This is a genomic window from Enterococcus sp. AZ163 (assembly GCF_050498925.1).
Lineage (GTDB): Bacteria > Bacillota > Bacilli > Lactobacillales > Enterococcaceae > Enterococcus_A > Enterococcus_A ferrettii.
Genome location: NZ_JBIPAO010000002.1, coordinates 181,680 through 203,743 on the forward strand (window position 1 = coordinate 181,680; position 22,064 = coordinate 203,743).

The window sequence follows — 22,064 nt, forward strand, 5'->3', positions numbered from 1 at the left end:
CTATACCTTATACTATACATGACATAGTATAGAACGACTATAGGACTAAAGCCCTATTATTAGAGAATGCTGAAAATGCAATTGGATCGAAGAATTTATTATTCATAGTAGATGCTTAATGATTTATTTTTGCGCTGAAGAAAAAGAGATGATTGAAAATTTATCTAAACAAAAAAGCTGCAACCAAAAGTCACAGCTTGATAATCTATTAAATTTCTGTCACATGAACTTGATTGCCATGCTGCTTAATAATAGCAATTAAGTCCTCAGTTTTTACCCAAACGGTTGCCGTATTATCATTCGGATGAATACCAATCAAACCAGGATCTTTCAAAAAATCTTCATCAATAAAGAACTGCACGATACATTCAGTGTCATTTAGTATACCAAAGGGTGATACGGCTCCAGGAATTAATCCCATAACAGTCATCAAGTCAGTTTCTGAAGCAAAAGATAGTCGACGGGTTTCATGCTTCGCTTTAAATTCTTTGAGATCAACTCGCTTATCTCCTTGAACGCTAATTAAATAATAATTTCTTTTTTTATCGTCACGGACAAAAAGATTTTTAGCATCTGCTTCTGGGTAGGGAAGATCTACCTCACTCAGTTCTTCCATGTTGTATACAGCTTTGTGCTCAGTAATCTCGTACCAAAAATTTCCTTCATTTAAAAACTTAAAAATTTCTTCCTTATTCATACTCAATTCCCCCTTACAACCATTATTAACTGTAAATTATATCACAAGGATTAGCGTAAATGAAAGATGTTTAGTCCGAGATTTTTTAAGTCCCCAGTCAGTTTACAAAAAGAACTATTCACTCAAAAGTGAGTGAATAGTCAGTCAACAGGCTAATTTTCTTTCACAAGCTATTTTTGCCTCTCTGGACTCTTCCAAGTTCCAGAACCAAAACCTAGAATGGATTTAATTGCTGGGATAAAGGTAGTAAGAATTGTCAGAGCATTCATCATCCAATAGAAAAGCATATACAAAGGGGCAAAAAATAAGTATTTCAACTTCCTGCCGTGATCGTCGGCAATTAATGAAGCCAGCAGCTGAAAGACACCGGAAATCATTTCGAAGCAGACGAAGACAAAAGCCATGGTAAACATATGGTAAATTCGCTCAGTATTGCCTTCAAATAAAAAGTGGAAAAAGAGTAGAATGAAGAGAATGGTTGAAATCCAAAAAAAGAAAGACCAAATAATACTAAGGGATTGATCAACGAACATCACGGTTCGGCCGATATTTTTTAAGGGGTGAAAGCAGACTTTTTTGAAATTGGTTAACCAAACTTCAGTCCCGCCCTTGGCCCAGCGTTTTCGTTGACGATACAACATCCGAATATTTTCGGGAACCTCCATGAAAAACATGATCTCTGGAGAAAACAGAGATAACCAGCCGTCCATTTGGTGATCCCAAGCGATACTAATGTCTTCAGTTGCTCGGTCTTGCCTGAATAACCCAACATCAATTAAAGCATCTTTTCGGTACATCGTATTCGCTCCACTATAAGCATAGATACCACCTAGCACACCAATTTGAGTTCGTTTAATAATCCCAACGATACTAGAGAATTCAACAGTTTGAGATTTAGCAATTAGACGAGAACGGTTTTGAACATCCATATTCGCAGTCACTGCAGCAATATTAGTGGAATCTGGTCTTAAGAAATAATTGACATAAAGATTTAAGGCATCAGGTTCAGGAACAGTATCAGCATCATTACTCAAAATAAGTTTTCCTTTTGCAAAACCGAGTCCAATATTAAAAGCATGAGCTTTGCCCCTATTCTTTTCAATCCGGATCACGCGCAGGGTGGGGTATTTTTTCTGAAGCTTCTCCAAAATTTCTGGTGTTTGGTCAGTTGAACCGTCATCGGTTACTAAAACCTCATAATTCTGGTAGTTTAGGTTTGTCATCAGATAATGGATGGTTTTCTCAATAACAATCTCTTCATTATGAGCCGGAACCATGATTGTTACAAAAGGTTCAATCTCTGTTGGTATGTCATCCCATTCCTTTTGGCGATACTTGAAAAGAAATCCGTAACAGAAAACACCAATAAACCAGTTAAAGCCACCGAGAATCGGATAGGTAATCAGCACAAGAAAAAGAATAGTCAATAAAGCATCTAGCACAGGTCTGCCTGTTTGAACAAGCGTGATCATAAATCAACATCGCCTTTCTTGTATAAATCACGAACATAATGAGCATCCAAATTCTGCTCTTCTTTTACCAAGTAGTAACAAGTGCTTTCTCGTTCTTCTTTAGGACCAAAACGTTTTTCAAAATCATCACTTAATAGCTGGTTACGCTTTTTAACTCGTTCAACGTCATACATTTCTTTTCTTTGAAGCAGGTGACTGAAGCGATAGTTGTTCCAAATTGTTAAGATAACGGATAATACAAGGATCACAAAGAAAGCAATTGTTAGAAAAATCAATAAGAACTTAAGTGTTTGAAGCTCCTCCACGTAAGTAAACAGATTGAATCTGCGAGCTAAATTACCGAAAAGAAGTGGAGATAATACCCAAATAAACGGAAGAATAACTAAGATCCAACCAATAATGGCAACTATGAATTGAACTATTTTTAAACCTAAGTGTCCTTTTTCGTAATAGGAGTCTGTAACTAATAATTTAGTGACCTCATCCCTGCTTATATATTTTTTCATTATTCATAATCCCTTTCGTAAATGTTAAAGTATGCACATTATAAGATATTTTTCTAGTAAATGCTTTTAAGACGGCTTGGATTTTGTCAACATAACAAGAACATAAACGCAAGAGAGTAACAAGAAATAAAGAGTAATAGGTATTTATACTTCAGTATCGAGAACAAGTGTTCTTCTTATGGTATAATTAGGAAAAACAGGAGGATTGGAATGGAAAGACCAACGCTGTCATCACAACTATCAACAGAACAATTTCGTCAGTATTATTATTTAAAAGAGGAATTAATCAGTTTTTGTCAGCAAGAACAGTTGCAAGCCACTGGCAGTAAGCAAGAACTAAATGATCGAATTGCTCATTATTTAACGACTGGTCAAAAGCAAACAATTCATCGAAAACGTAAAAAGAGTCTGCGTACCAACGTAATTACTTTAGAAGAACCAATAGAAGAAGACTTTGTTTGTTCGGAGATTCATAGAGCTTTTTTTAAAGAGCATCTGGGTCAGCAATTTTCCTTTAATGTTGCTTTTCAAAAATGGTTAAAAGAAAGTGCTGGTAAAACTTATCAAGAGGCTTTAATTGCTTATCAAGAGATTTTATTACTAAAGAAGAAACAGCCAACAATTATTGGTCAGCAATTTGAGTACAATACGTATATTCGAGCCTTTTTTACAGATAATCCGGGAAGTAAACTACCGGAAGCTATCGCTTGTTGGAAGTGCAAGAAGTCGCTGCCGGGATCGAATAGCTACCAACCACAAGATTTGGAGGCTTTAAAAGAGAGGAGAGAATAGGGTGGCTATTTGGAATCCATGGCGGGGGTGTCATCGAGTAAGTGATGGTTGCCGTTTTTGTTTTATTCATGAAGGAGACAAAAAACGTAAACAAAATACTAGTATCATTGAGCAAACGACTCAGTTTTCAGCACCGATTAAGAAAACAAAACAAGGTATTTACAAAATGAAGGGTCCTCAACAGGTATTTGTTTGTTTTTCCAGCGACTTTTTTTGTAGAAGCAGCGGATGCTTGGCGTCCAGAATGCTGGAAAATGATTAAGGAACGCTCCGATCTGAATTTTTTCTTTTTGACTAAGCGAATTCACCGCTTTGAAGAAGTGATACCGCCCGATTGGGGTGACGGTTATGAAAATGTCAGTATCGGCGTTTCAGTGGAGAATCAACAAATGGTCGATCAGCGCCTCGCCTATTTTCAAAGCTTGCCAATTAAACACAAAAGCATCGCGTGTCAACCGTTGTTAGGTCCTGTAAAGTTGGCAGAATATTTGACGGGTATTGAGCTAGTTGTGGCAGGTGGTGAATACCACAAAAAGGCTAGACCATTGGATTATCAATGGATTTTGGACGTACGAGAAGAATGCATAGCTAGTCAAATCGCTTTTGAATTTCGCCAATGCGGGACGCATTTTGTTAAGGATGGCCAAAACTATCAGCTCAATTATCGTCAGCTATTTAGTCAGGCCAAAAAAGCAGCAATCAATTGGTATCCTGAAAATAAAGAATTATAAATATCGCAAAGGAAATAATTAGTAAAAATAAAAAAACTAGAATCCGCTATTGAATTAACAAAGATAGACGGATTCTAGTTTTTTAGACTTTAATAATTTCTTTCAAGCCATTACTTCGCAATTGGTCTTCCAGGGCTGTTTCTAGCCCTTGATCGGTCACCAGCGCATCCATCTGGTTGATCGGCAAGAAAGTGTACAGCGCTCGATGTCCTATTTTGGTGTGATCAGTCACAACAATGCGGATTTTAGCAGCTTTAATCATATTAGTTTTAGCAGGAACCAGCAGTTCATTGAAGTGGGTAAGGCCTTTTTCAATGTTCAATGCAGGTGTGGCTACGAACACTTTATCAACATCCAATTTTTCTAAAGTTTCATTTGTAATTTGCCCATTTAACATAAAACTGTCATGAAATAAGGTTCCACCAGTAACGATTGTTGTAATTCGACGGTTTTGACGCAGCACAGAGGCAATATTTACATCATTTGTAACAACAGTTAGTGCTTGATAGTGAGTACTTTCATTTAGTGCTTTAGCAATTTGCAGCGTAGTAGTTCCTGAATCTAAAATAATACACTCGCAATCATTAACCATTGTAGCAGCATAGGCGCCGATGCGCATTTTCTCATTAATACACTCGGTTGCCCGATCCTCAAAATCTGGTTCATCTCGCTTAATACTTACAGGCACTACACCACCATGAATACGAGATACCAGCCCTTGTTCCTCTAACTCATCTAAGTCGCGTCGAATAGTTGTCTCATGAACGGCAAACATTTTTGCCAACTCATTGACTGAGATAAACTGATTTTCTTCGATCTTATCGAGTATTTTGGCTCTGCGTTCTTCTGTTAGCATATTCGTAACCTCACTTTCGCTCGTTTTCGCTCTTTTTCTATTGTAACCTAAAACGGGCAAGTATGCCTAAACGACCTACAGACTTTAAATTTATTTAAGTTAATTATACCTAAAAAAGAAGTAAGCCACAACTAATGTTGCAGGTTGTTCTTGTCAGGTAGCAGATTTTTTGACAGCTGACAATTAGGTTTCTTTGATCTAGTCAGTTGTTGGAATAAAACCATTAAGATATTAAGAGGTTAGGCCATCGCTATATGCCACTAAGACAACGCTTATTGAATCCTCGAGAACAATAATATTTTCTTTTAGCTGGGTTAAAACGATGGTAGCTAGTCGTAGAGCGTTGGGAGGAAGTTTGCTCTATGGTAATTCATTAATCGAATGTAGTGGAAAAAAGTCTAATGTTTCTAACTATTCGAGTATTTTTACTGGAGAGATGAAGCAGATAATATCCATATTTTACTAAGCTCGTGAGAAGTACGAGTTTTCTCGATTCAAGTCGAAACGAGCGTTCATTCAGCATAAAGTTATATCTCCATGCAAAACATTTCTTTTCGGAGTGACTAAGTAGTTCAATCATAAAAAATACACCTTATCAGAATTACTTTCTATTTTCTGTTGAATTCATCATAAAAAAAGTCGTAAAATCAAGGATTTTACGACTTGGGGTTGATTGGCTGGTTATGAAAGATGGTTTGCATGGCCCGTCGTAAAGGGAAATAAACTAGACTGACTATTATAATAGTAGAAAAAATATTAATCACGGTGGCAGGCATAGTTGCTAGAGCTGCAAAGAAAGCGGGTTTAATTTGTGCACCAGCAATCATGCTCATGATGGTCGCTTTGATGACTGACATGATGAATTTAGCAATACCTGCCATGATTCCTATAATAACTATTTGCCAAACCTTTTTTGGATTTTTCTTAAACAATAGAAAACCAGCATAGGCTGCCGCGCCTACTACAAAGCTTTCAATCAGAAAGTAGGGGGCTTCATTGGCATAACCGTTGAATAAATCAAAAATGAAAAAACCTAATCCGCCTGCTAGAGAACCTTGCCAATAGCCGGTTAATAATACCGCCAACAAGACTACGGCATTTCCGAAGTGAATGAAAGCACCTGTAGGCAAGGGGATTTTGATCATTGTTCCGGCAATCGTTAGAGCAGTAAATAAGGCAATTAAAACCAAGGTTTGTACTTTTTTGTCACTGTTCATAGTTTTTAAACTCCAATCGTTTTTCTGCATGAGTGTATGCGCCGTGCCAGACATGTCCGACAAAAGGGTTAATGGCAAAACCGGATCGAATAGCTGCTTCCACAAAACGAATCGCTAAGTCAATAGCCTCAACTACCGGGTAATTCTTAGCTAAGGCTGCCGTAATTGCTGCAGCAAAAGTACATCCGGCACCATGATTATAATCGGTGTCAATCAGTGGGTGAGGATAGAAGGTAAAATTAACTCCATCGTAATGCAGATCGTAAGCTTGGTCCAAGCTTAGACGTGTACCACCCTTAATGACTACATGTTTTACACCCAAAGAATGGATAATTTCTGCAGCTTTTTTCATTTCATTTTTGCTGGTCAGTTCGCCTAATTGGGAAAGAATGCCTGCTTCCCGCAAATTTGGTGTAGTAATGAAAGCCTGAGGCAATAATAAGTGCCGGATAGCCTTTACAGATTCCGCATGAATGAAATCATCAGTACCTTTACCACCAATTACCGGATCTATCACAATCTTTTTCTGATAGTGTTGCAGACTGCAACTAACTAGTTCAATAATGTCTTTTGTTGGCAGCAGACCAGTTTTGATGGCATCAATCGGGCCAGCGAAGGCGGAGTCAATTTGCTGTTGAATCAGGGCTGGTTCTAAAAAGCTCACGTTATGCTTGCCAGTTTTAGGCGCCATCGTTACAATCGAAGTGACCGTTGCTAGACCAAAAATGCCGAATTCTTGAAAAGTTTTTAAATCGGCTTCTAATCCGCCCCCGCCGGTTGCATCTGAGCCAGCAATAGTTAATACTTTTTCCATAAAATGACTCCTTTCAACTTTCTTTCAAGGATAGAGGAAAACACCGAGAAAAGAAACATCCAATTGGCTTTGTTTTTCCTCAGCCAATTTTATTGAATAAAGTAACTAAAAAAGCAGCCATAAAAAATGACTGCTTATACTATTTATTTGGTTTCTTTTAGCCATTCATCGCGAATGGATTCGGTCAAATGAATGATCCGTTTGCCGACCTCGGCGTACTGGCTTGTAGAAAGGTTTGCTAACGAGACTCGGACAGCCCATTCACCACTGCCAAAAGCATTGGCTTTTAAAAGCATCAATTGTTCTTTCTCGGCCAAAATTGTCAATATTTTGGTGACTGTCCAAGATTTCTTCAAATAGTTAGTAAAAGCTTGCCCATACCGTTTACGTACCCAGTCTTCAAAATTAATTTCACAATAGTAAGCAGTATCTAACGAAGCTAAAGGTTCCTCTAGTCCCAGAGTACGAAACAATAATTTTTCTCGCTCATGACAGATAGACATGACTTCATCTTTGTATGCTTGTCCTTCGTCCATCAAAGAATAAAGACTAAATAGAGTCATCATAACCTGTTGCGGGGAAGAAAGGCCGGCTGCATGGTTCAGAGCTACATCACGACTGTCAGCAACAATTCGATCAATGAAAGAAATTGAGCTTGGATCGCTGGAAACAGAAGCATAACGTGCGGCTAATTTTGCTTGATATTCACTGGGTAGCTCAGAGATCAATTGATCAAAAAGTGATTCTTTTGCAACTGCGATTGTTCCTACTCGCCATCCAGTAGCGCCAAAATATTTGGAGTAGGAATAAATACACGCTGTATTATATGGCAATTCAGCAAATAAGGAAGCAAAAGCTGGCACAAAGGTACCATAAACATCATCGGTTAAAATCATTAGATCTTTGTGATCTGTTGCAACAATTTCCTTGATTAATTCAATTGTAGGCTGACAAATCGCATTTGCTGTTGGGTTGCTTGGATTTACTACGAACACAGCCTTAATACTGTTGTCTCGCAACTTATTAATTTCGTTGTCAGGAAACTGATAACTGGTTTTGCCATTTAAGACAGTTTGCTGCGCTTGGATTTTTATCACATCAAAATTATACTGTGGCAATTCGGGAATTTCTAAATAGGGTGCAAAGGTTGGCAGCATTAGAGCGATTTTATCACCTTGATGCAACAAAAAATTATTCATTAGGGTATCAAACATATAGCAGATACCCGCGGTGCCGCCCTCGACTGCAAAAATATCGAAAGGAATCGCAGAATCTGCAAACAGCTCTTGATTTAGATAAGCTTTAATTGGTCCTTCACAGGCTGTCAAGCAGCGCACGGGATTAGGATAGTTATCACCAATAATGTGATCCAAAATTTCCGTCAGCCATTCTTCTTTGGGTAAGCCTAAATAGTTATTATCGGAATACCAGACTTTTTTCAAAAAATCGCTTCCCTTACCAGGGTGCTGACGCAAAAACTCGATAAAACGCTGGCAGCGTCCGTCTTTAGCAACAATCATACCGGCGGTTAACTCACCATTATCATGAAGTGTTTCCAATGTAGCAAATTGACCTAACAGGAAGAAGGCTTCACGGGGTGTAGGAGCGGTCCAGTTGGGATTACCACGACCAGCATTTAAAAGGTTCTTTCCATTATTGTTCTCATGGATTTTTTTCTCCAAAAATAGACTTAATTCAAAGGGACTTAATTCTTCTAGGTTTTTCTCGGTAGCGATGGGCATAAGTTCTCCTCACTTTACGATTTATACCTCTATCATATACCCTTAGTTTTGAAAAATACCGTTAAACCACTAAGAGCTTCCGAAGAATCTAGGTGAAGAAACTCTCATATTCTTTTTGATTTTCTTTGTTTATTTTTACCTATTCTTTAAGGATAGGTGGGTAAGAGGGTAAGCGCGTCCTTGTCCGTCTATTGGACTTTCTCCAGTTATCGTGAAACCTTGCTTAAGATAAAAATGTAACCCAGATTCGTTTTGTGAGTTAACATCTACTGAGTAAACACCATCTTTTTGAATTAATTGTTTTATAATTTGGCTCCCTAAGCCTTTTTGCCGATGCTGAGGAGCTAGAAACAACATTTCTAAACTATAGTCTGATGTTCCACTAAAACCAATTAGTTGATCGTAGTCATACCAAAGCTTTAGAGTGACCTGAGGAAAATAATCCGGAAGTTCTTTTTTGATTTCCAATAAATCTTGTTCGCTTAAAAAAGCGTGGGAAGCTCGAACAGAATTTTCCCATAGTTCAACTAAAACTGGGTAATCTTTTCTTTCAGCTAAGCGATAATACATATATATCATCCTTTCCATCTCTCATTTTCTCACAAAGCCTGCTATCAAACCAGCCGGAAACATCCTAAAGAAAAACCAAGCTGAAGTTCTAGAAAAATTCACTTTTTTATCGTAATCTGAAATGGCTGAAGAAAGTCTGAGAATAAATCGGGCGCAGGACCCATGAGTAAAAATAAGAAAAGAGCGATAATAGTTCTTGTAGGAGGGATCGTCATGGATCAGATCATTGCTTTAGTATTTATTGTTTTATTAGTATATTTTGTTGTAAAAGTTGGCTCGTTTTTATGGCGTATTGCAGGAGTCTTATTTTTACTATTTCTTTTGTACACTTACAAAGATCAAATGATTAGTAGCATTCAATCCTTTTGGGTATCCCCTAACCTAGGTGGATTATGGCAGCAGGCAACGGATTTTGTGGGAAGCTTATGGCAAAAGGTTGTTGGATTTATTTCTATCTAGACAGCAAGCTAAAAAAATTAGCTATAGTTAAAGTTGAATATTTTATGTAGCCAGGCAGGAAATCTGCTTGGCTATTTGCATGCTTTTAACTTTTTATCGTAACCTTTTTAGATTTTTATATAAAGCCTGTTGCTGAAATAAGTAATTGATGAGAACTAAATAAAGAAGAATGGTATCGATAATAAAACAAATTGCGTTTTCTTATAACTGTTTTTCATGCTATAAAATAATACAGATGAAAAACAGGTGGTTTATTCGCCAAAAAAATAAAAGACTTGAATTTTTTCTCGTTTTAAGGGATTATAGGTATAGTTATAAACCGATATCAGGAATTCGATTATTTTCCGAGGTATATCGAGATTCCGTTTTTCAGATATATTGATACAGATATTTATATTGTTATATTCTGTTACTTTATCTTAGGGGGCAACTATGTTAGAGATGATAAATGTTTCGAAGAGCTATGGGGAAATTAAGGCACTTAGAGAGACAACCTTTTCAGTTCAACCAGGTGAAATTGTCGGAATTGTCGGAAAAAGTGGTTCTGGTAAGACAACTCTGCTGCGTCTGTTGAATTTGATGGAACAACCAAGCTCTGGAAAAGTTTTGATTGATGGAGTGGATGTTCAAACTCTATCAAAAAAAAATATTCGTCAACGGCAGCAGCAAATGGGCATGATTTTCCAGAACTACAATTTATTGGAAAACTTGAAAGTATACGACAATGTGGCTCTCCCGCTAAAGTTGCTCAAGAAACAACAACCAGAGAAAATTCAAAGTCTATTAGAATTTGTAGGTATGGAACATAAAGCTAAATCTTACCCTAGCCAACTTTCGGGAGGTGAGAAGCAGCGAGTGTCGATTGCTCGAGCATTAAGCAGAGATCCTAAATTTCTGCTTTGTGATGAAGCAACTAGTTCACTCGATGAGGAAAATACTGAAGCTGTGGTTCGATTGTTGCACAAAACGCATCAGGAACTAAAGCCAATCATTTTTTTTGTTAGTCATGAATTGGAAACGGTAAAAAGTTTGTGTGAACGAATTCTAGTAATGGAAAATGGTCAGTTAGTCGGAGAGTTCAAAAACAATCCCCGTAAATTTTCAGATGAAAAACTTTCCTACTTAGAAAAAGTGGAAAGGAGTTTAAGTTTATGATCTTCTCAGAAACTTTAATAGAATATTGGCCTTCATTATTGATGGGATTGAAAGAAACCGGTATTATGATGGTCATTTCTATGTTTTTTTGTTTGGTAATTGGTTTGCCATTAGGGTTAGGATTGTTTTTGGCTAATCCCAAGGTAAAAGGTAATCACTTAGGTTTGTATTGGTTGTTGAACTTTCTCGTGACAGTAGTACGATCGTTTCCGTATTTATTATTTGTGATTGCTTTGATTCCAGTGACCCGATCACTATTGGGGAAGGCTTTTGGTCCAATACCTTCATCAGTCCCATTAAGTATTGTTGCGGTAGCCATTTTTGCCCGATTGGTGGAACAAGTTCTTTTAGACGTGCCGGAGGAAATTTACTTTTTATCTAATTCATTAGGAACCTCTCGATTACAGTATATTTGGAATTTTTTACTGGTAGAAGCACGAAGTGGATTGGTTTTAGCTTACACCACTACCACAGTCAGCATGGTTTCTTATTCAACAGTAATGGGCGTAGTTGGTGGCGGCGGGATTGGCGATTTCGCAGTTCGAGTGGGCTACCAGCGCTATGAATATGGAATTATGTACATTGCTATTATCATTATGATTGCGTTAGTCTTTATTTTACAAATGATAGGGAATTTGATTGCCCAAAAAATCGATAAACGAAAATAGGAGGAGAAAGAATGAAAAAAATTTATTTTGCTGGGTTAGCCTTGGCTGCGACAGTGGTTTTTGCTGCATGTGGAGGAAAAGATACTGCGACTACTAAGGATACTAAAGAAATTACCGTGGCGGTTCAATTGGAATCTTCAAAAGATATTTTAGAAATTGCCAAAAAGGAAGCTGAAAAAAAGGGCTACACTATTAATATTATGGAAGTTAGTGACAATGTAGCTTACAATGATGCCGTGCAACATGAAGAGGCTGATGCAAACTTTGCGCAACACGAACCATTTATGAAAATGTTTAATCAAGAGAAAAAAGCTGATTTGGTAGCAGTTCAACCAATTTATTATTTTGCCGGAGGTTTTTATTCTAAAGAATACAACGCTGCAAACGAACTTCCCGACAATGGGAAAGTTGGCATTCCTAGTGATCCGACCAATGAAGGCAGGGCTTTAGCAATTCTGAATGCCAAAGGTGTGATTCAATTAAAAGAGGGAGTAGGTTTTGACGGCACAATTGATGATGTTGTAGAAAACCCTAAAAACCTAAAATTTGAAAGAGTTGACTTGTTAAATTTGGCAAAAGCCTATGATGAGAGTGACATTGCAATGGTATTCTGTTATCCAGCATATTTAAAACCCATTAAACTGACTACAGACGACGCTATTTTGTTAGAGGCTGAAGACGCAAGTAAACACTATGCTTTGCAAGTAGTGACTCGTGATGGAGAAAAAGATAGTGAGAAAATTAAAGTTTTAAAAGAAGCGATGACCACCAAAGAAGTAGCTGATTATATTAAAAACAGTTCAGATGGGGCGAATATTCCAGCCTTCTAATTTAAAGCTTGAAAAACCCCTGAGTATTGTTTCAGGGGTTTTATTTTTAGACTTCACGAACATCTTTTTTTAGAAGCAACTGACAACGTTGGTAACTATCAACAATATTTTTTGGCACATCCACATGAGGGATGAAGTTGGCACCTTTAGGACCATAACCCTCTGAAGTATCCTGCAGACGACGAACCTCACCAATTACTAAGGAAAGAAAATATTCGTTACTCCACCAATTATCCATTGCTAAGTTAGCAAAATGCGGGCCTTGATGATAGCCGATTAAAACTGGCTGTTCTAAAGGAACCGGCTGAATAGACGGTTGAGGCAAATGCCATTCTTTAGCTAGGGTAACATGACTGCGCAATTGCAAAAGTGGATCTTGAACTAACCAGAAACTTTTAGGTCTTTGGTTTTCTGTAAAGAGATCACGAGAGAAACGGGCATTTTCCCCTGTATTGGAAGATTTCATATCAAGATAGAAAGTTAGTTTATGGTTAGGATAATAACTGTCAAACAAGGCAGCTGTTATCTCGGCCTCTGATTTTTTTTGCCAATCAGCTAGGGTCATTTTTGGACCACGTTTCTTGATACTATCAATAAGACGCTGCGTTCCATGACCAATACCACCAGCAAAAATTATTTGTTTAATACTGCTCTGCTGCTGACAAAAATCAGCGGCTGCTTCTGTCAACTCAGGAATGCTGTTACCGGCTATCAGCAAGGTATCCGATTCGAAGCTCTCGTTTTTGGGGAAATCAGTCAGATAATCAACTAGCAGAGTTAGATCCTTTAACATAATAGAAAAATCCTCCTTGACGTTTCGAGTAAAACCGTTAGTATGTATTGTAACATTTTTATAGGCAGTAATAGTGAAATGAAGCAACTTTCAACAAAAATTTGGCTGATTTTCTGGGAAAGAAAATCACTAATTTAATGGATGTTCATGATGCAGTAGAGTTGGAAAAAGGACAAATTCCTGCAGCAAAAAATAGTTTTGTTTCCTATACTTGAAGCATATAATGACTATAAGGAAGAGCAGATCTATTTGATTGGCACTCTTGACAACAGTAACTTGCGTTAGTTGCCTGTTTGGTAGTATGAATATCTGGATTGACAAAAAAGTCTAATTAGTAGGAGGTTGATTTGATGCAGGATAAACAAGCCGAAAAAGAAATCAGAAAAATTATTGATGAATGTGATCATCTGATCCAAGTCGAAAAATTTGATGAGCTGGTTAATTATTACACTGAGGACGCAACATTGGTGGTCAAGCCAGGGCTAGAAGCCCATGGACGAGAACAAATTAAGTCAGCATTTATCAAGATTGCTGCATATTTTGATAATTCTATGAAACCCGTGGAAGGAAAGATGGTGTATCTTTCGGGCGGAAATGTCGTTTTAGTCTTGTCACAAACCTTTTTAGAGGCTAGTGAAGCGGCAGTTAAAAATTCTGAATTCGGGATGGAACGAAGAGCTACTTACATCTTTCAAAAAGTTGGAGACCACTGGCTGTGTGCAATCGACAATTCCTACGGCACCTCTCTCTTAGAAACTTAAACCTCTTTAGAAGAAGACCAAAAAGCGAAGAACTTGCCTGGTAAAGACAAGCTCTTCGCTTCTATTTGTTTTTACTACAAAATGTACTTCATGAAAAAGAATACACAGCCTAAGAAGAAAATACCCGATACAATTAACCAGCTTTTATGTTTAATCATAATAAATTTACCATAACAAAATGCTCCGACTGCTCCAGTGATCAGACTTAAAATATCCATCACTTCATGATCGGTTATGATGCGAGCAATCAGCAGAATGCTCATTAAAATCAGACTAAAGGCTGCAGCTGTGCCCATTGCGAATTCATTGCTGCTCATTTTTTGCTGTCGTTTTTCCATCTTTTTCGCTCCTCACCAAGCCCTGTGTTTAACTATTATACGTGATTCCGCTTACAAAGTCACTGGTTTTTGTGGCTTAAAAAAAACGTTAGATTAACTAAAAATTAAGCTGGTTTTAGTCAATTCACTCAAAAAATTCTACTTCTGAGTGAATCGACTAAGACCAAGCTCAACTAATGTATAACTGTCACACAAGTGATTTGGGTGGCGAGAGAATTAACAGGATAAAAGCCAGTATTAACCAAAAGCCGGAGACTAGAATGGTTTGATTCTGCAAATGTGGAACCAGTAAGCTAGTTACTGCAGCTCCAAAAACAAAGCTAAGAATAATCGTCCCAATGTCCGCGGCTTTTTGAAAAGACTTTTTATTCTTCGAAAAGAAGCCATCCGCTAGATCAGCTGCTAAAGTGCGCAAATTACCGGTCATCATTAAAGAAGTGAAAGGAGCACCTTTAAGTTTACGAAATTCTTGTAATTGGGCAGCAGCTGCAAGTGACAGCAAAGCACTAGCCCAATAATCAGCGATTCGATTTGAAAATAATGCAACAATTATGATACAAAAAATTTCCCAAGCCAACACGATCAGTTGTCTTCTAGGTTTACGCTCTTCTGGGTAATGTTGCTGCAGGAATCGAACAATAATGGTTCCCACCATAAATGCCCCGATTGCGATTAAATAGCGGCTAATGCCCATACTAGTTCTTAAAAAAAGATGAATACCCAATAGAATTAAGTTTCCTGTCTGCAACCCAGCAAAGACTTCACCATGAACTAAATAGGTATAAGCATCCAAGCCACCAGCAGACATCGCCAATAGAATCCCAATAATCAATGTCTCATGTACAGGTATTTTTGTTTCCATAATTTCCACTTCCATTCGTGTTCATTATGCTTTCATGAGACAAAGAAGGCAACGATTTTGTCTGGCTACTCTTTATAGAGTTTAGCCTTGCTATTTGGGAAGGTTGGAAAGTTGTTCATGGGAATATCCCAGTCCTGTTCAGGAATTGAAAAAGTATATTTATTAACTAGTTGATCGGAGAATACACGCATTGTGTGTAAGGTGATCCATTCTCCAGCGCAGCGATGCATCTCAACAAATTGTCCTCCACCTTGAGCGATCATTTCATATTCTTCCTCATAAGAAATGTGCTTTTCGTTGCCTAAATAACGGTTTAAACGAAAAACATCGGGCGTTTCAATTGTTCGTTCGTCATGATTCGTACAATAAATATCTAAAACTACCCAGCTATCTTTTGGAATCAAATATCCATCAACCTCAACATCCTTGATAGCAAAAGCTGGGAGCATCGGGAAGAAAGGATAGTAACGGCGCATCTCTTGAATGAAGGAATCCTGCAGTTCAGAAAAATCTGCTTTCAACCGTTGGTAAATATCGGGTCGGCTGTATAAGGCATGGCCCATTAACGTAATCCAAACAGTTAAGGCTACAGTTGGGCGAATAATGTTAAGCAATTCCACTGCTGCGGTATCAATGGGTAAAAGCTCCCCATTACTATCAGTTGTCTGAGCAAAAGCATACAAAGCAACATCTTCTTTACCAGGAACGGGATTAATTCGAGCATTTTCAATCAGGCTCTGAGCCCACTTTTCGGATTTTTTACGGTTTTCAACACCTTTAAGATGAGCAGTCGGACTGGTGATAGCTGAGCTGATCATAGAAATTTGATAGTTAGTTAATTCCTCAATTTCTTTTTCGCTGTAGTTGGCTAAGTTGATGCCGGACCATTCACAAATCGAACGAAATAATACATCTTTTGCTATATCAAATAATGTAAATTCACCATGCTGCTGATCCAACTTTTCCGTTAAGCGATGATCTAAAATGCGATGATATTCTTCCATCCGCTTAGGATTCATTAACTCCATGAAAATGCTTTTGCGATGGGTATGGTCCTGTCCATCAAGTGTTTGGACACCTTCTTCACCAAATAAAGTTTTTAAAACCAGTTTAGGCATCGCACCTTCACGTTTAAAGTTGTGGGGATTATAGAAAATTTTTGCAGCATTTTCTCCGTAGATAGCGATGATTTCCTTATTTAACAGATGGGCCTTTACAACCGGAGCGTCGGCCTCATTACGCAATTCGCTTAACAGCAAATATCCCTCGTCTAGCCGTTCAGTCACATCGGTCACTTTAATTTTAATTTCTGGTACTTGTTTCATTTTTGCTCACCTTTCTTTTTTGTTCTCTTATTTAAGAGTAGCTTTTTTCGTCGCAAATCACAAAAAATATACCTTGAAGGAGCTAAGAAAGGGAAGCTAAACTTTTTGTGCCTCGATGAAAAAGAGTAGCACAATTCAGCTCAGTAATTGTTTAGAGGTTTTCCATGGATTCTTTTTTTTTTAGGTTGCCGGTTAAAAGGTAGATCATACGAGAATTACTATTTGGATTATTTTAAGTTAGGTTGTCAGTTGATGACATGGGTAAACAGCCTGGTTACTCGATTATCTGTTAATATTATTAGCCTTTTACGTTTAAACAAAGACTATTGGCAGCTGGTCTTTGGTTTGCTCAGATGCTATTATGGCTCATTTCATTTATCCGCGATTCTGCAAGTTTAGCCATATTCATTTTGATTTTCCCTGTTTATCCCGGGTATAACAAAAATAAATGAGAATAAATCCATCGCTAGGAACATGAATATTTTCGTCAAGACAACTAAGAAAATTTTTTTTCATTTGAGAATTCAGTCAGTTCTCGCGATTTTGTAAGGATTGGTCATTCAATTATGAGATAGGTTATTGTATACTTATCATGAAAACAACTGACACGAATTACTGTAATCACATACAGGCAGAAACGCTTAGGCTGCTAAAGGAGAGAATCAATTGTCTATATTCTATTTTGTTCGACATGGAGAAACGGAAATTAACCGTCAAAGGCGCTTTAACGGAGCAACTGTGGATTCGCCTCTAACAAGAGAAGGCATAGAAGCGACCAATCGTCTGGCAGAAAACTTAAAGGATGTTCCGTTTGATTTAGTGGTATCTTCTACCCAAGTTAGAGCCCAGACTACAGCTGAAATTCTATTAGATCATCACAGCCACCTGGATCTCAATGCACTGACCACGGACAGCCGCTTAATTGAGCTGAATTTAGGTGAGTGGGAAGGGGTAGAAATTGATAGTGTATCTGACCATCCCGAGATTGCTCACTATATGCAGCGCCCGGATCTTTTTGATGCTGAATCAATTGGGGCAGAAACCTATGATAGTTTATTGGCACGCACAAATGAAGTTTTAGAAGAATTAAAGCAGCAATATCCTAATGGGACGATTTTAATTGTTAGTCACGGGATTGTTCTGCGAACTCTGCTGAAGACTTTGCAAGGTATTCCTTTAGCAAAGACCAGAGAAGGTGCACCTTTTGCCAATGCGAGTGTAACAATTGCTCATACTGAATGTAATCAGCTAGTATTTGATCAATGGGGCCAAACATTCTAATAAGAAAAGGAGAGATCATTTGAATATTGCTTTAATTGCCCACGACCGCAAGAAGGATTTGATGGTAAAACTAGTAACTGCTTATGAGATTATTCTAAAAGATCATCAATTGTATGCTACAGGAACAACTGGAACTAGAATTATGTCAGCTACTGATTTACAGGTTCATCGTTTCAAATCAGGACCACTAGGCGGTGACCAGCAAATTGGTGCGTTAATATCTGAAGATAAAATGGACATGGTAATTTTTTTGCGCGATCCTTTGGCTGCCCAGCCTCATGAACCAGATGTGAATGCCTTGATCCGTTTGAGTGATGTGTACGAAATTCCTTTGGCAACAAATATTGGTACGGCGGAAATCTTAATTCGGGGCCTGCAGGAGGGCTTAGCAGATTTTCGTGAGATTGTTCATGAAGGTGACAATCGACCATTATCTTTGTAAACTAAAAACAGCTAAGTCCGTTTTTTTAATCGGACTTAGCTGTTTTTTTATTTGAAACTTTCGGCCCGTTCCTTCGGGAGATAAGCCAATTCAATCATCGTTTCCTGTTGTTCTAGAGGTATGTTTGAATCAGTTAAGAAATACTCATAGCTGCGTTGAGCAAAAATACCATTCAATTCTTTGATAGCTAGCAGTAACTCCTGATAAGGCGCAGTCAAAACCTCATAGTCCCCAATAAAGACCGTACGCACTGCATAGTAAGCAGTTTGCTGATAGGCTTGAAACCTTGCTGTCGAAGGCAATAGACGTTCCACTGGGAAGCCGATTTCTACATACTGCAACTCATCTTTCGCCTGGCCATTTTCGTCAAGGTTCAAGTAGGAAATATAGGGAGTTCCCATTAACTGGGCTTCATTTTTTTGAATGTAGGCGGATAGCTCCGCGAACGCAGTGCCGATATATCTTGGCAAATGCTCGTAGGAAATATGGGTCGACATTGATACGACCCATTGCTCAGGCTTTAGGATCTGTTCAATCTGCATACGATGGCTCCATTCTATGGTGTTGTAATTTTATTGTAACAATCTTTGAAATCGAATACAAATTCTTTTATAGCTCCGGCCATGAAAAACGGATGATTTGTCCATTGCGGTTCAGGTAATTAAAAAAGATCGGAAAAAGATCAACATCTTGTTTACACAAATATTTTTTTTCTTGCAAACTGCGCCAATTCTTAGCAGAAACTTGTTTAATCAAACGCCGATAAACCTGGTCAGGCTGAGGTTTTCTTTGATAAACAGCGCGACTAATCAACTGGCCTTTAACATAGAGGTAGCAATAATATTTTTTGTTCTCTGATAATATACCTACAAAAACTGAATTATTTGTGGCCTGCAGCAGTTGCCGGTTACGGCGTAAAAAGCGCTCAATCAACAAATAATTACTCCACCATCTTTGGGCGGCTTCAAAATCTTTACGGGCACTGGCTGCTTCCACCCGTTCTTCAATCCGAGTCAAAACATTGGTGGATCTTCCTAGCAGCGTTTGTTTAATCTCTTCCAGACGCAAGAGAAATTCCTTTTCAGGTGGAATATTTTGATAATCTGCAACGACTCCTTTGGCATAACGCAAAGGTCCTTCCAAGTGATAGACACTGTTCATTGTATTCTTGAATTCCAGCATTTTACTTTTCCGATAGAAAGGACCAATAACAAAACCTTGGTCAGACCAATCATCCAAAACTTTAAAAAAAGGAGACTCATTAAGAAATTGGAAATAACCATACTCCTCATAATGATTCATTAACCGATTAAAGGGCGGACGCAATCGATGAATGGTCTCGCACTCCAAAATTAAGGCGTCAAATTCAGTGTTTACTAATTGAAAGTCAAAATGATCAATCAAGCGGATCATTTGCTTTGTTTTATTGGCATGTGCTTTACTGTTTACGAAGTAGGAACTGACGCGTCGGTTCAAATTTTTGGCTTTTCCTACGTAGATTACTTGGTTTTTCACGTTTTTCATGTAGTAAATTCCTGGTGTTTCAGGAAGCTGTTTCACTTTTTCTTTAAGTGTTAACATAGTGACCTCCTAACTGATTCTATTGTAATCGTTTGGAGGCGAAAATTCGACAGAGAAGACTCAAAAAGAAATGAGTTCATTAACTTTATTTTTTGTTAATTTAATGCAAGAAACATGTGCTTACCAAAAGAATTAATTTGTGCAAGCGTCAGCAAACATCAATTTTGATCCAAAAAGTTGAAAAAAATCTAAGCTTTTGGTAACTGGATTTTCTCAAATGTGCTATAATCGAAAGTGAAGTAATAATTTTATTGAATGGAGAGGTGTTAATGGAGAAGAAAGTACTCACACGCAGAGAACTACGCCAACAAAAGCGTCGTTTTACTAATAATTATCAATATCTAAAGAAGGGATCGGCTGTTGTCGGAACCGCATTAGTAACCTGTTCTGTAGCGGCACCGCTATTTGGTGTGAACAAAGTAGAAGCTGTAGAGAACGACAATACTGTCTCTGCATCAAATGTTGATAAAGCCGCATTCATCAGCGAAGTCGCTAAGGTTGTGGAACCTTTAGCAGAAAAAAATGACTTATATGCCTCAGTAATGATGGCTCAAGCAATAATAGAAAGTAACTGGGGACAAAACAGTTTTGCTAAAGCTCCTTATTACAATTTATTCGGATTTGAAGGCCAATATAAAGGTCAATCAGCGATGCTAGACAAAGAAGATTTCACAGACGGAGCTTCTGTAACTTCGAAAAAAGAACTGAAAGCATATGGTTCCTTTAAGGAAGCCGCTCAAGACTATGTAGAAATCATGAAAACTACTGAAAAAGACGGTCAGGATTTGTACTTTGCAAGTAGCTGGAAAACAAATGCTGGCGATTATCAAGCGGCGGTAAAAGCTTTAGAAGGTCGTTTTAACCAACAACCTGGCTATTCAGATGCTTTGATATCAACGATTGAAGAAAATGATTTAACTAAATATGATACTGCAGCAGTGCCTCAGCCAGTCGTTGCAACGCCAGCACCTGTTGCATCAACTCCTGCAGCAGAACCTGCAACTCAATATGTGGTTCAATCTGGCGATACGGTAGCTTCTATTACATCCAATTTTGGAATTACTACGCAAGATTTTTCTGCATGGAATAACTTACAGGATAATGTGATTTATTCTGGTCAAACTGTTATCGTGGGCCAAGGAGCTGTGACAACTGAGCCAGCACCTGCTGTGGACTACACTGCCAATGTCACTCCAACACCAGTTGTTGAAAATGTGGCCGTAGCGGAGACGCCTGCAGTAACGGAAACACCTGCTTTACCAGAAAATCAAGTAGTTCCAGAGACTCCTGTCCAGGTGGATACTACACCAGCTGTGGATAATGTTGTGACACCGGAGGAAGCTCCTGCTCCAGATTCTACAAATCAAGTTGAGACACCTGTTGTAGATAATACTGAAACGACGAATGGTGCAGAACAAGCAACACCAGATGCAAATCAGTCAAATAACACAACCAATGATCAACAGCAACCAGCACCTGAACAGCCTGCTGTCGACCAAACACAGCCAAACCAGGTAAATTCGACTGGCGAAGCGATTGTTCAAGAAGCTGAAAAGTATGTGGGAACTCCTTATGAATGGGGAGGCAGAACCCCAGACGGTTTTGACTGTTCTGGCTTCACGCAATATGTTTATAAGCAAGTAACCGGACAAGACATTGGTGCATGGACAGTACCACAAGAATCATCAGGTACTCAAATTGCAGTTGATCAAGCACAACAAGGTGATTTGTTATTTTGGGGTGACCAGGGTGCCACCTACCACGTAGCTATTTCAACCGGTGGTGATGGTTACATCCACGCTTCTCAACCAGGGGAAGATGTAAAACATGGTTCTACTCAATATTTCACACCCGATTTTGGAGTACGTGTAGACTACTAATTTTTTAAAAGATACAAGCAAGCGATGTATACAAAGTATGCACTGCTTGCTTGTTTTTTATTGTGTAGAAATGCAAAAAAAGAGCTAAATTCAAACTAAAAAATTTATTGTGTGAAAGATAGTTACTATTCATTCTTTTGAGTAATTAATACTTTTTAAAACTACTAAGAGCTTATTTAGAGATGGTCTTAGCAGCCTTGCTTTTTTGCTTGTTGACAAATAAGTTTCCACAAGTTATATTTATCTTGCGAATAGTGCCGACGGTTCTTTTTTAAGTCCAAAGGATTTTTTT

At 38.1% G+C, this 22,064-nt stretch carries 25 protein-coding genes; 11 read left to right on the top strand and 14 right to left on the bottom strand.

Annotated elements, in window-relative coordinates; genetic code table 11:
- Positions 1-208: 208 nt before the first annotated feature.
- From IGI46_RS19330 to IGI46_RS19340, 3 genes are all read right to left on the bottom strand, one after another.
- Positions 209-697, bottom strand: coding sequence for a prolyl-tRNA synthetase associated domain-containing protein (locus IGI46_RS19330; protein WP_429965115.1), 489 nt, complete (start codon positions 695-697; stop codon positions 209-211).
- Positions 698-867: 170 nt separating this feature from the next.
- Positions 868-2,169 carry a glycosyltransferase family 2 protein gene (locus IGI46_RS19335; protein WP_429965114.1) on the bottom strand — a complete coding sequence of 434 codons (1,302 nt, stop codon included), beginning with the start codon at positions 2,167-2,169 and terminating at the stop codon, positions 868-870.
- Entirely contained in the window at positions 2,166-2,675 is a 510-nt protein-coding gene (locus IGI46_RS19340) for a cell division protein (protein WP_429965113.1), read from the bottom strand. Before IGI46_RS19340 ends, IGI46_RS19335 begins: the two co-directional genes overlap by 4 nt.
- 210 nt (positions 2,676-2,885) lie before the next feature.
- Between IGI46_RS19340 and IGI46_RS19345 the strand changes: the two genes are divergently transcribed.
- The 3 genes from IGI46_RS19345 to IGI46_RS19355 are packed head-to-tail and all read left to right on the top strand — an operon-like array spanning position 2,886 to position 4,198.
- On the top strand, positions 2,886-3,467 hold the full coding sequence (locus tag IGI46_RS19345) for a DUF6434 domain-containing protein (RefSeq protein ID WP_429965112.1): 582 nt from the start codon (positions 2,886-2,888) through the stop codon (positions 3,465-3,467).
- A gap of 1 nt (position 3,468) precedes the next feature.
- The gene (locus tag IGI46_RS19350) at positions 3,469-3,729 is read left to right on the top strand and encodes a DUF5131 family protein (RefSeq protein ID WP_429965111.1); all 261 of its coding nucleotides are present in this window, start codon (positions 3,469-3,471) and stop codon (positions 3,727-3,729) included.
- Positions 3,722-4,198 (top strand): DUF5131 family protein, encoded by a 477-nt coding sequence (locus IGI46_RS19355; RefSeq protein WP_429965110.1) that lies wholly within the window; start codon positions 3,722-3,724, stop codon positions 4,196-4,198. The genes IGI46_RS19350 and IGI46_RS19355 overlap by 8 nt, the downstream gene beginning before the upstream one ends.
- Positions 4,199-4,280: 82 nt before the next feature.
- On the opposite strand, the gene IGI46_RS19360 is transcribed toward IGI46_RS19355, so the two are convergent.
- The 5 genes from IGI46_RS19360 to IGI46_RS19380 form a co-directional block, all read right to left on the bottom strand.
- Positions 4,281-5,054, bottom strand: a complete 774-nt coding sequence (locus IGI46_RS19360) for a DeoR/GlpR family DNA-binding transcription regulator (protein WP_429965109.1) — start codon at positions 5,052-5,054, stop codon at positions 4,281-4,283.
- A gap of 656 nt (positions 5,055-5,710) precedes the next feature.
- Positions 5,711-6,271 carry an ECF transporter S component gene (locus IGI46_RS19365; RefSeq protein WP_429965108.1) on the bottom strand — a complete coding sequence of 187 codons (561 nt, stop codon included), beginning with the start codon at positions 6,269-6,271 and terminating at the stop codon, positions 5,711-5,713.
- Positions 6,261-7,085 carry a bifunctional hydroxymethylpyrimidine kinase/phosphomethylpyrimidine kinase gene (thiD, locus tag IGI46_RS19370; RefSeq protein WP_429965107.1) on the bottom strand — a complete coding sequence of 275 codons (825 nt, stop codon included), beginning with the start codon at positions 7,083-7,085 and terminating at the stop codon, positions 6,261-6,263. Before thiD ends, IGI46_RS19365 begins: the two co-directional genes overlap by 11 nt.
- Positions 7,086-7,228: 143 nt before the next feature.
- The gene (aspD, locus tag IGI46_RS19375; protein ID WP_429965106.1) at positions 7,229-8,827 is read right to left on the bottom strand and encodes an aspartate 4-decarboxylase; all 1,599 of its coding nucleotides are present in this window, start codon (positions 8,825-8,827) and stop codon (positions 7,229-7,231) included.
- 135 nt (positions 8,828-8,962) lie between these two features.
- Positions 8,963-9,397: a GNAT family N-acetyltransferase gene (locus tag IGI46_RS19380; RefSeq protein WP_429965105.1), complete on the bottom strand. Its 435-nt coding sequence runs from the start codon at positions 9,395-9,397 to the stop codon at positions 8,963-8,965.
- A gap of 213 nt (positions 9,398-9,610) precedes the next feature.
- Between IGI46_RS19380 and IGI46_RS19385 the strand changes: the two genes are divergently transcribed.
- The 4 genes from IGI46_RS19385 (at position 9,611) to IGI46_RS19400 (ending at position 12,509) form a co-directional block, all read left to right on the top strand.
- Positions 9,611-9,856 (top strand): hypothetical protein, encoded by a 246-nt coding sequence (locus tag IGI46_RS19385; RefSeq protein ID WP_429965104.1) that lies wholly within the window; start codon positions 9,611-9,613, stop codon positions 9,854-9,856.
- A 432-nt stretch (positions 9,857-10,288) separates the two neighbouring features.
- Entirely contained in the window at positions 10,289-11,011 is a 723-nt protein-coding gene (locus IGI46_RS19390; protein ID WP_429965103.1) for an ATP-binding cassette domain-containing protein, read from the top strand.
- Entirely contained in the window at positions 11,008-11,679 is a 672-nt protein-coding gene (locus IGI46_RS19395; protein ID WP_207704746.1) for a methionine ABC transporter permease, read from the top strand. The genes IGI46_RS19390 and IGI46_RS19395 overlap by 4 nt, the downstream gene beginning before the upstream one ends.
- An 11-nt stretch (positions 11,680-11,690) precedes the next feature.
- Complete coding sequence (locus IGI46_RS19400) at positions 11,691-12,509, top strand: MetQ/NlpA family ABC transporter substrate-binding protein (protein ID WP_429965102.1); 819 nt, start codon at positions 11,691-11,693, stop codon at positions 12,507-12,509.
- A gap of 46 nt (positions 12,510-12,555) precedes the next feature.
- Here the strand turns inward: IGI46_RS19400 and IGI46_RS19405 are convergent, their stop codons facing one another.
- Complete coding sequence (locus IGI46_RS19405; protein ID WP_429965101.1) at positions 12,556-13,302, bottom strand: ElyC/SanA/YdcF family protein; 747 nt, start codon at positions 13,300-13,302, stop codon at positions 12,556-12,558.
- A 350-nt stretch (positions 13,303-13,652) separates the two neighbouring features.
- On the opposite strand from IGI46_RS19405, the gene IGI46_RS19410 reads away from it, so the two are divergent.
- Positions 13,653-14,063, top strand: a complete 411-nt coding sequence (locus IGI46_RS19410; protein ID WP_429965100.1) for a YybH family protein — start codon at positions 13,653-13,655, stop codon at positions 14,061-14,063.
- Positions 14,064-14,137: 74 nt separating this feature from the next.
- On the opposite strand, the gene IGI46_RS19415 is transcribed toward IGI46_RS19410, so the two are convergent.
- The 3 genes from IGI46_RS19415 to IGI46_RS19425 form a co-directional block, all read right to left on the bottom strand.
- Entirely contained in the window at positions 14,138-14,401 is a 264-nt protein-coding gene (locus IGI46_RS19415) for a DUF6442 family protein (protein ID WP_207704742.1), read from the bottom strand.
- A 187-nt stretch (positions 14,402-14,588) separates the two neighbouring features.
- On the bottom strand, positions 14,589-15,266 hold the full coding sequence (locus tag IGI46_RS19420) for a YoaK family protein (RefSeq protein ID WP_429966067.1): 678 nt from the start codon (positions 15,264-15,266) through the stop codon (positions 14,589-14,591).
- 62 nt (positions 15,267-15,328) lie between these two features.
- On the bottom strand, positions 15,329-16,588 hold the full coding sequence (locus IGI46_RS19425) for a cytochrome P450 (protein ID WP_429974076.1): 1,260 nt from the start codon (positions 16,586-16,588) through the stop codon (positions 15,329-15,331).
- A gap of 666 nt (positions 16,589-17,254) precedes the next feature.
- Between IGI46_RS19425 and IGI46_RS19430 the strand changes: the two genes are divergently transcribed.
- Both IGI46_RS19430 and mgsA read left to right on the top strand, forming a co-directional pair.
- Positions 17,255-17,869: a histidine phosphatase family protein gene (locus tag IGI46_RS19430; RefSeq protein WP_429965098.1), complete on the top strand. Its 615-nt coding sequence runs from the start codon at positions 17,255-17,257 to the stop codon at positions 17,867-17,869.
- A 19-nt stretch (positions 17,870-17,888) separates the two neighbouring features.
- Positions 17,889-18,311 carry a methylglyoxal synthase gene (mgsA, locus tag IGI46_RS19435; RefSeq protein WP_207704738.1) on the top strand — a complete coding sequence of 141 codons (423 nt, stop codon included), beginning with the start codon at positions 17,889-17,891 and terminating at the stop codon, positions 18,309-18,311.
- Between the two features lie 47 nt (positions 18,312-18,358).
- Here the strand turns inward: mgsA and IGI46_RS19440 are convergent, their stop codons facing one another.
- Together IGI46_RS19440 and IGI46_RS19445 are read right to left on the bottom strand one after the other, a co-directional pair.
- A complete protein-coding gene (locus IGI46_RS19440) occupies positions 18,359-18,853 on the bottom strand; it encodes a GyrI-like domain-containing protein (protein WP_429965097.1) in 495 nt (164 codons plus the stop codon).
- 67 nt (positions 18,854-18,920) lie between these two features.
- Positions 18,921-19,892, bottom strand: a complete 972-nt coding sequence (locus IGI46_RS19445; RefSeq protein WP_429974077.1) for a GIY-YIG nuclease family protein — start codon at positions 19,890-19,892, stop codon at positions 18,921-18,923.
- Positions 19,893-20,161: 269 nt separating this feature from the next.
- On the opposite strand from IGI46_RS19445, the gene IGI46_RS19450 reads away from it, so the two are divergent.
- On the top strand, positions 20,162-21,772 hold the full coding sequence (locus IGI46_RS19450; protein WP_429974078.1) for an NlpC/P60 family protein: 1,611 nt from the start codon (positions 20,162-20,164) through the stop codon (positions 21,770-21,772).
- The last annotated feature ends 292 nt before the right edge of the window (positions 21,773-22,064 follow it).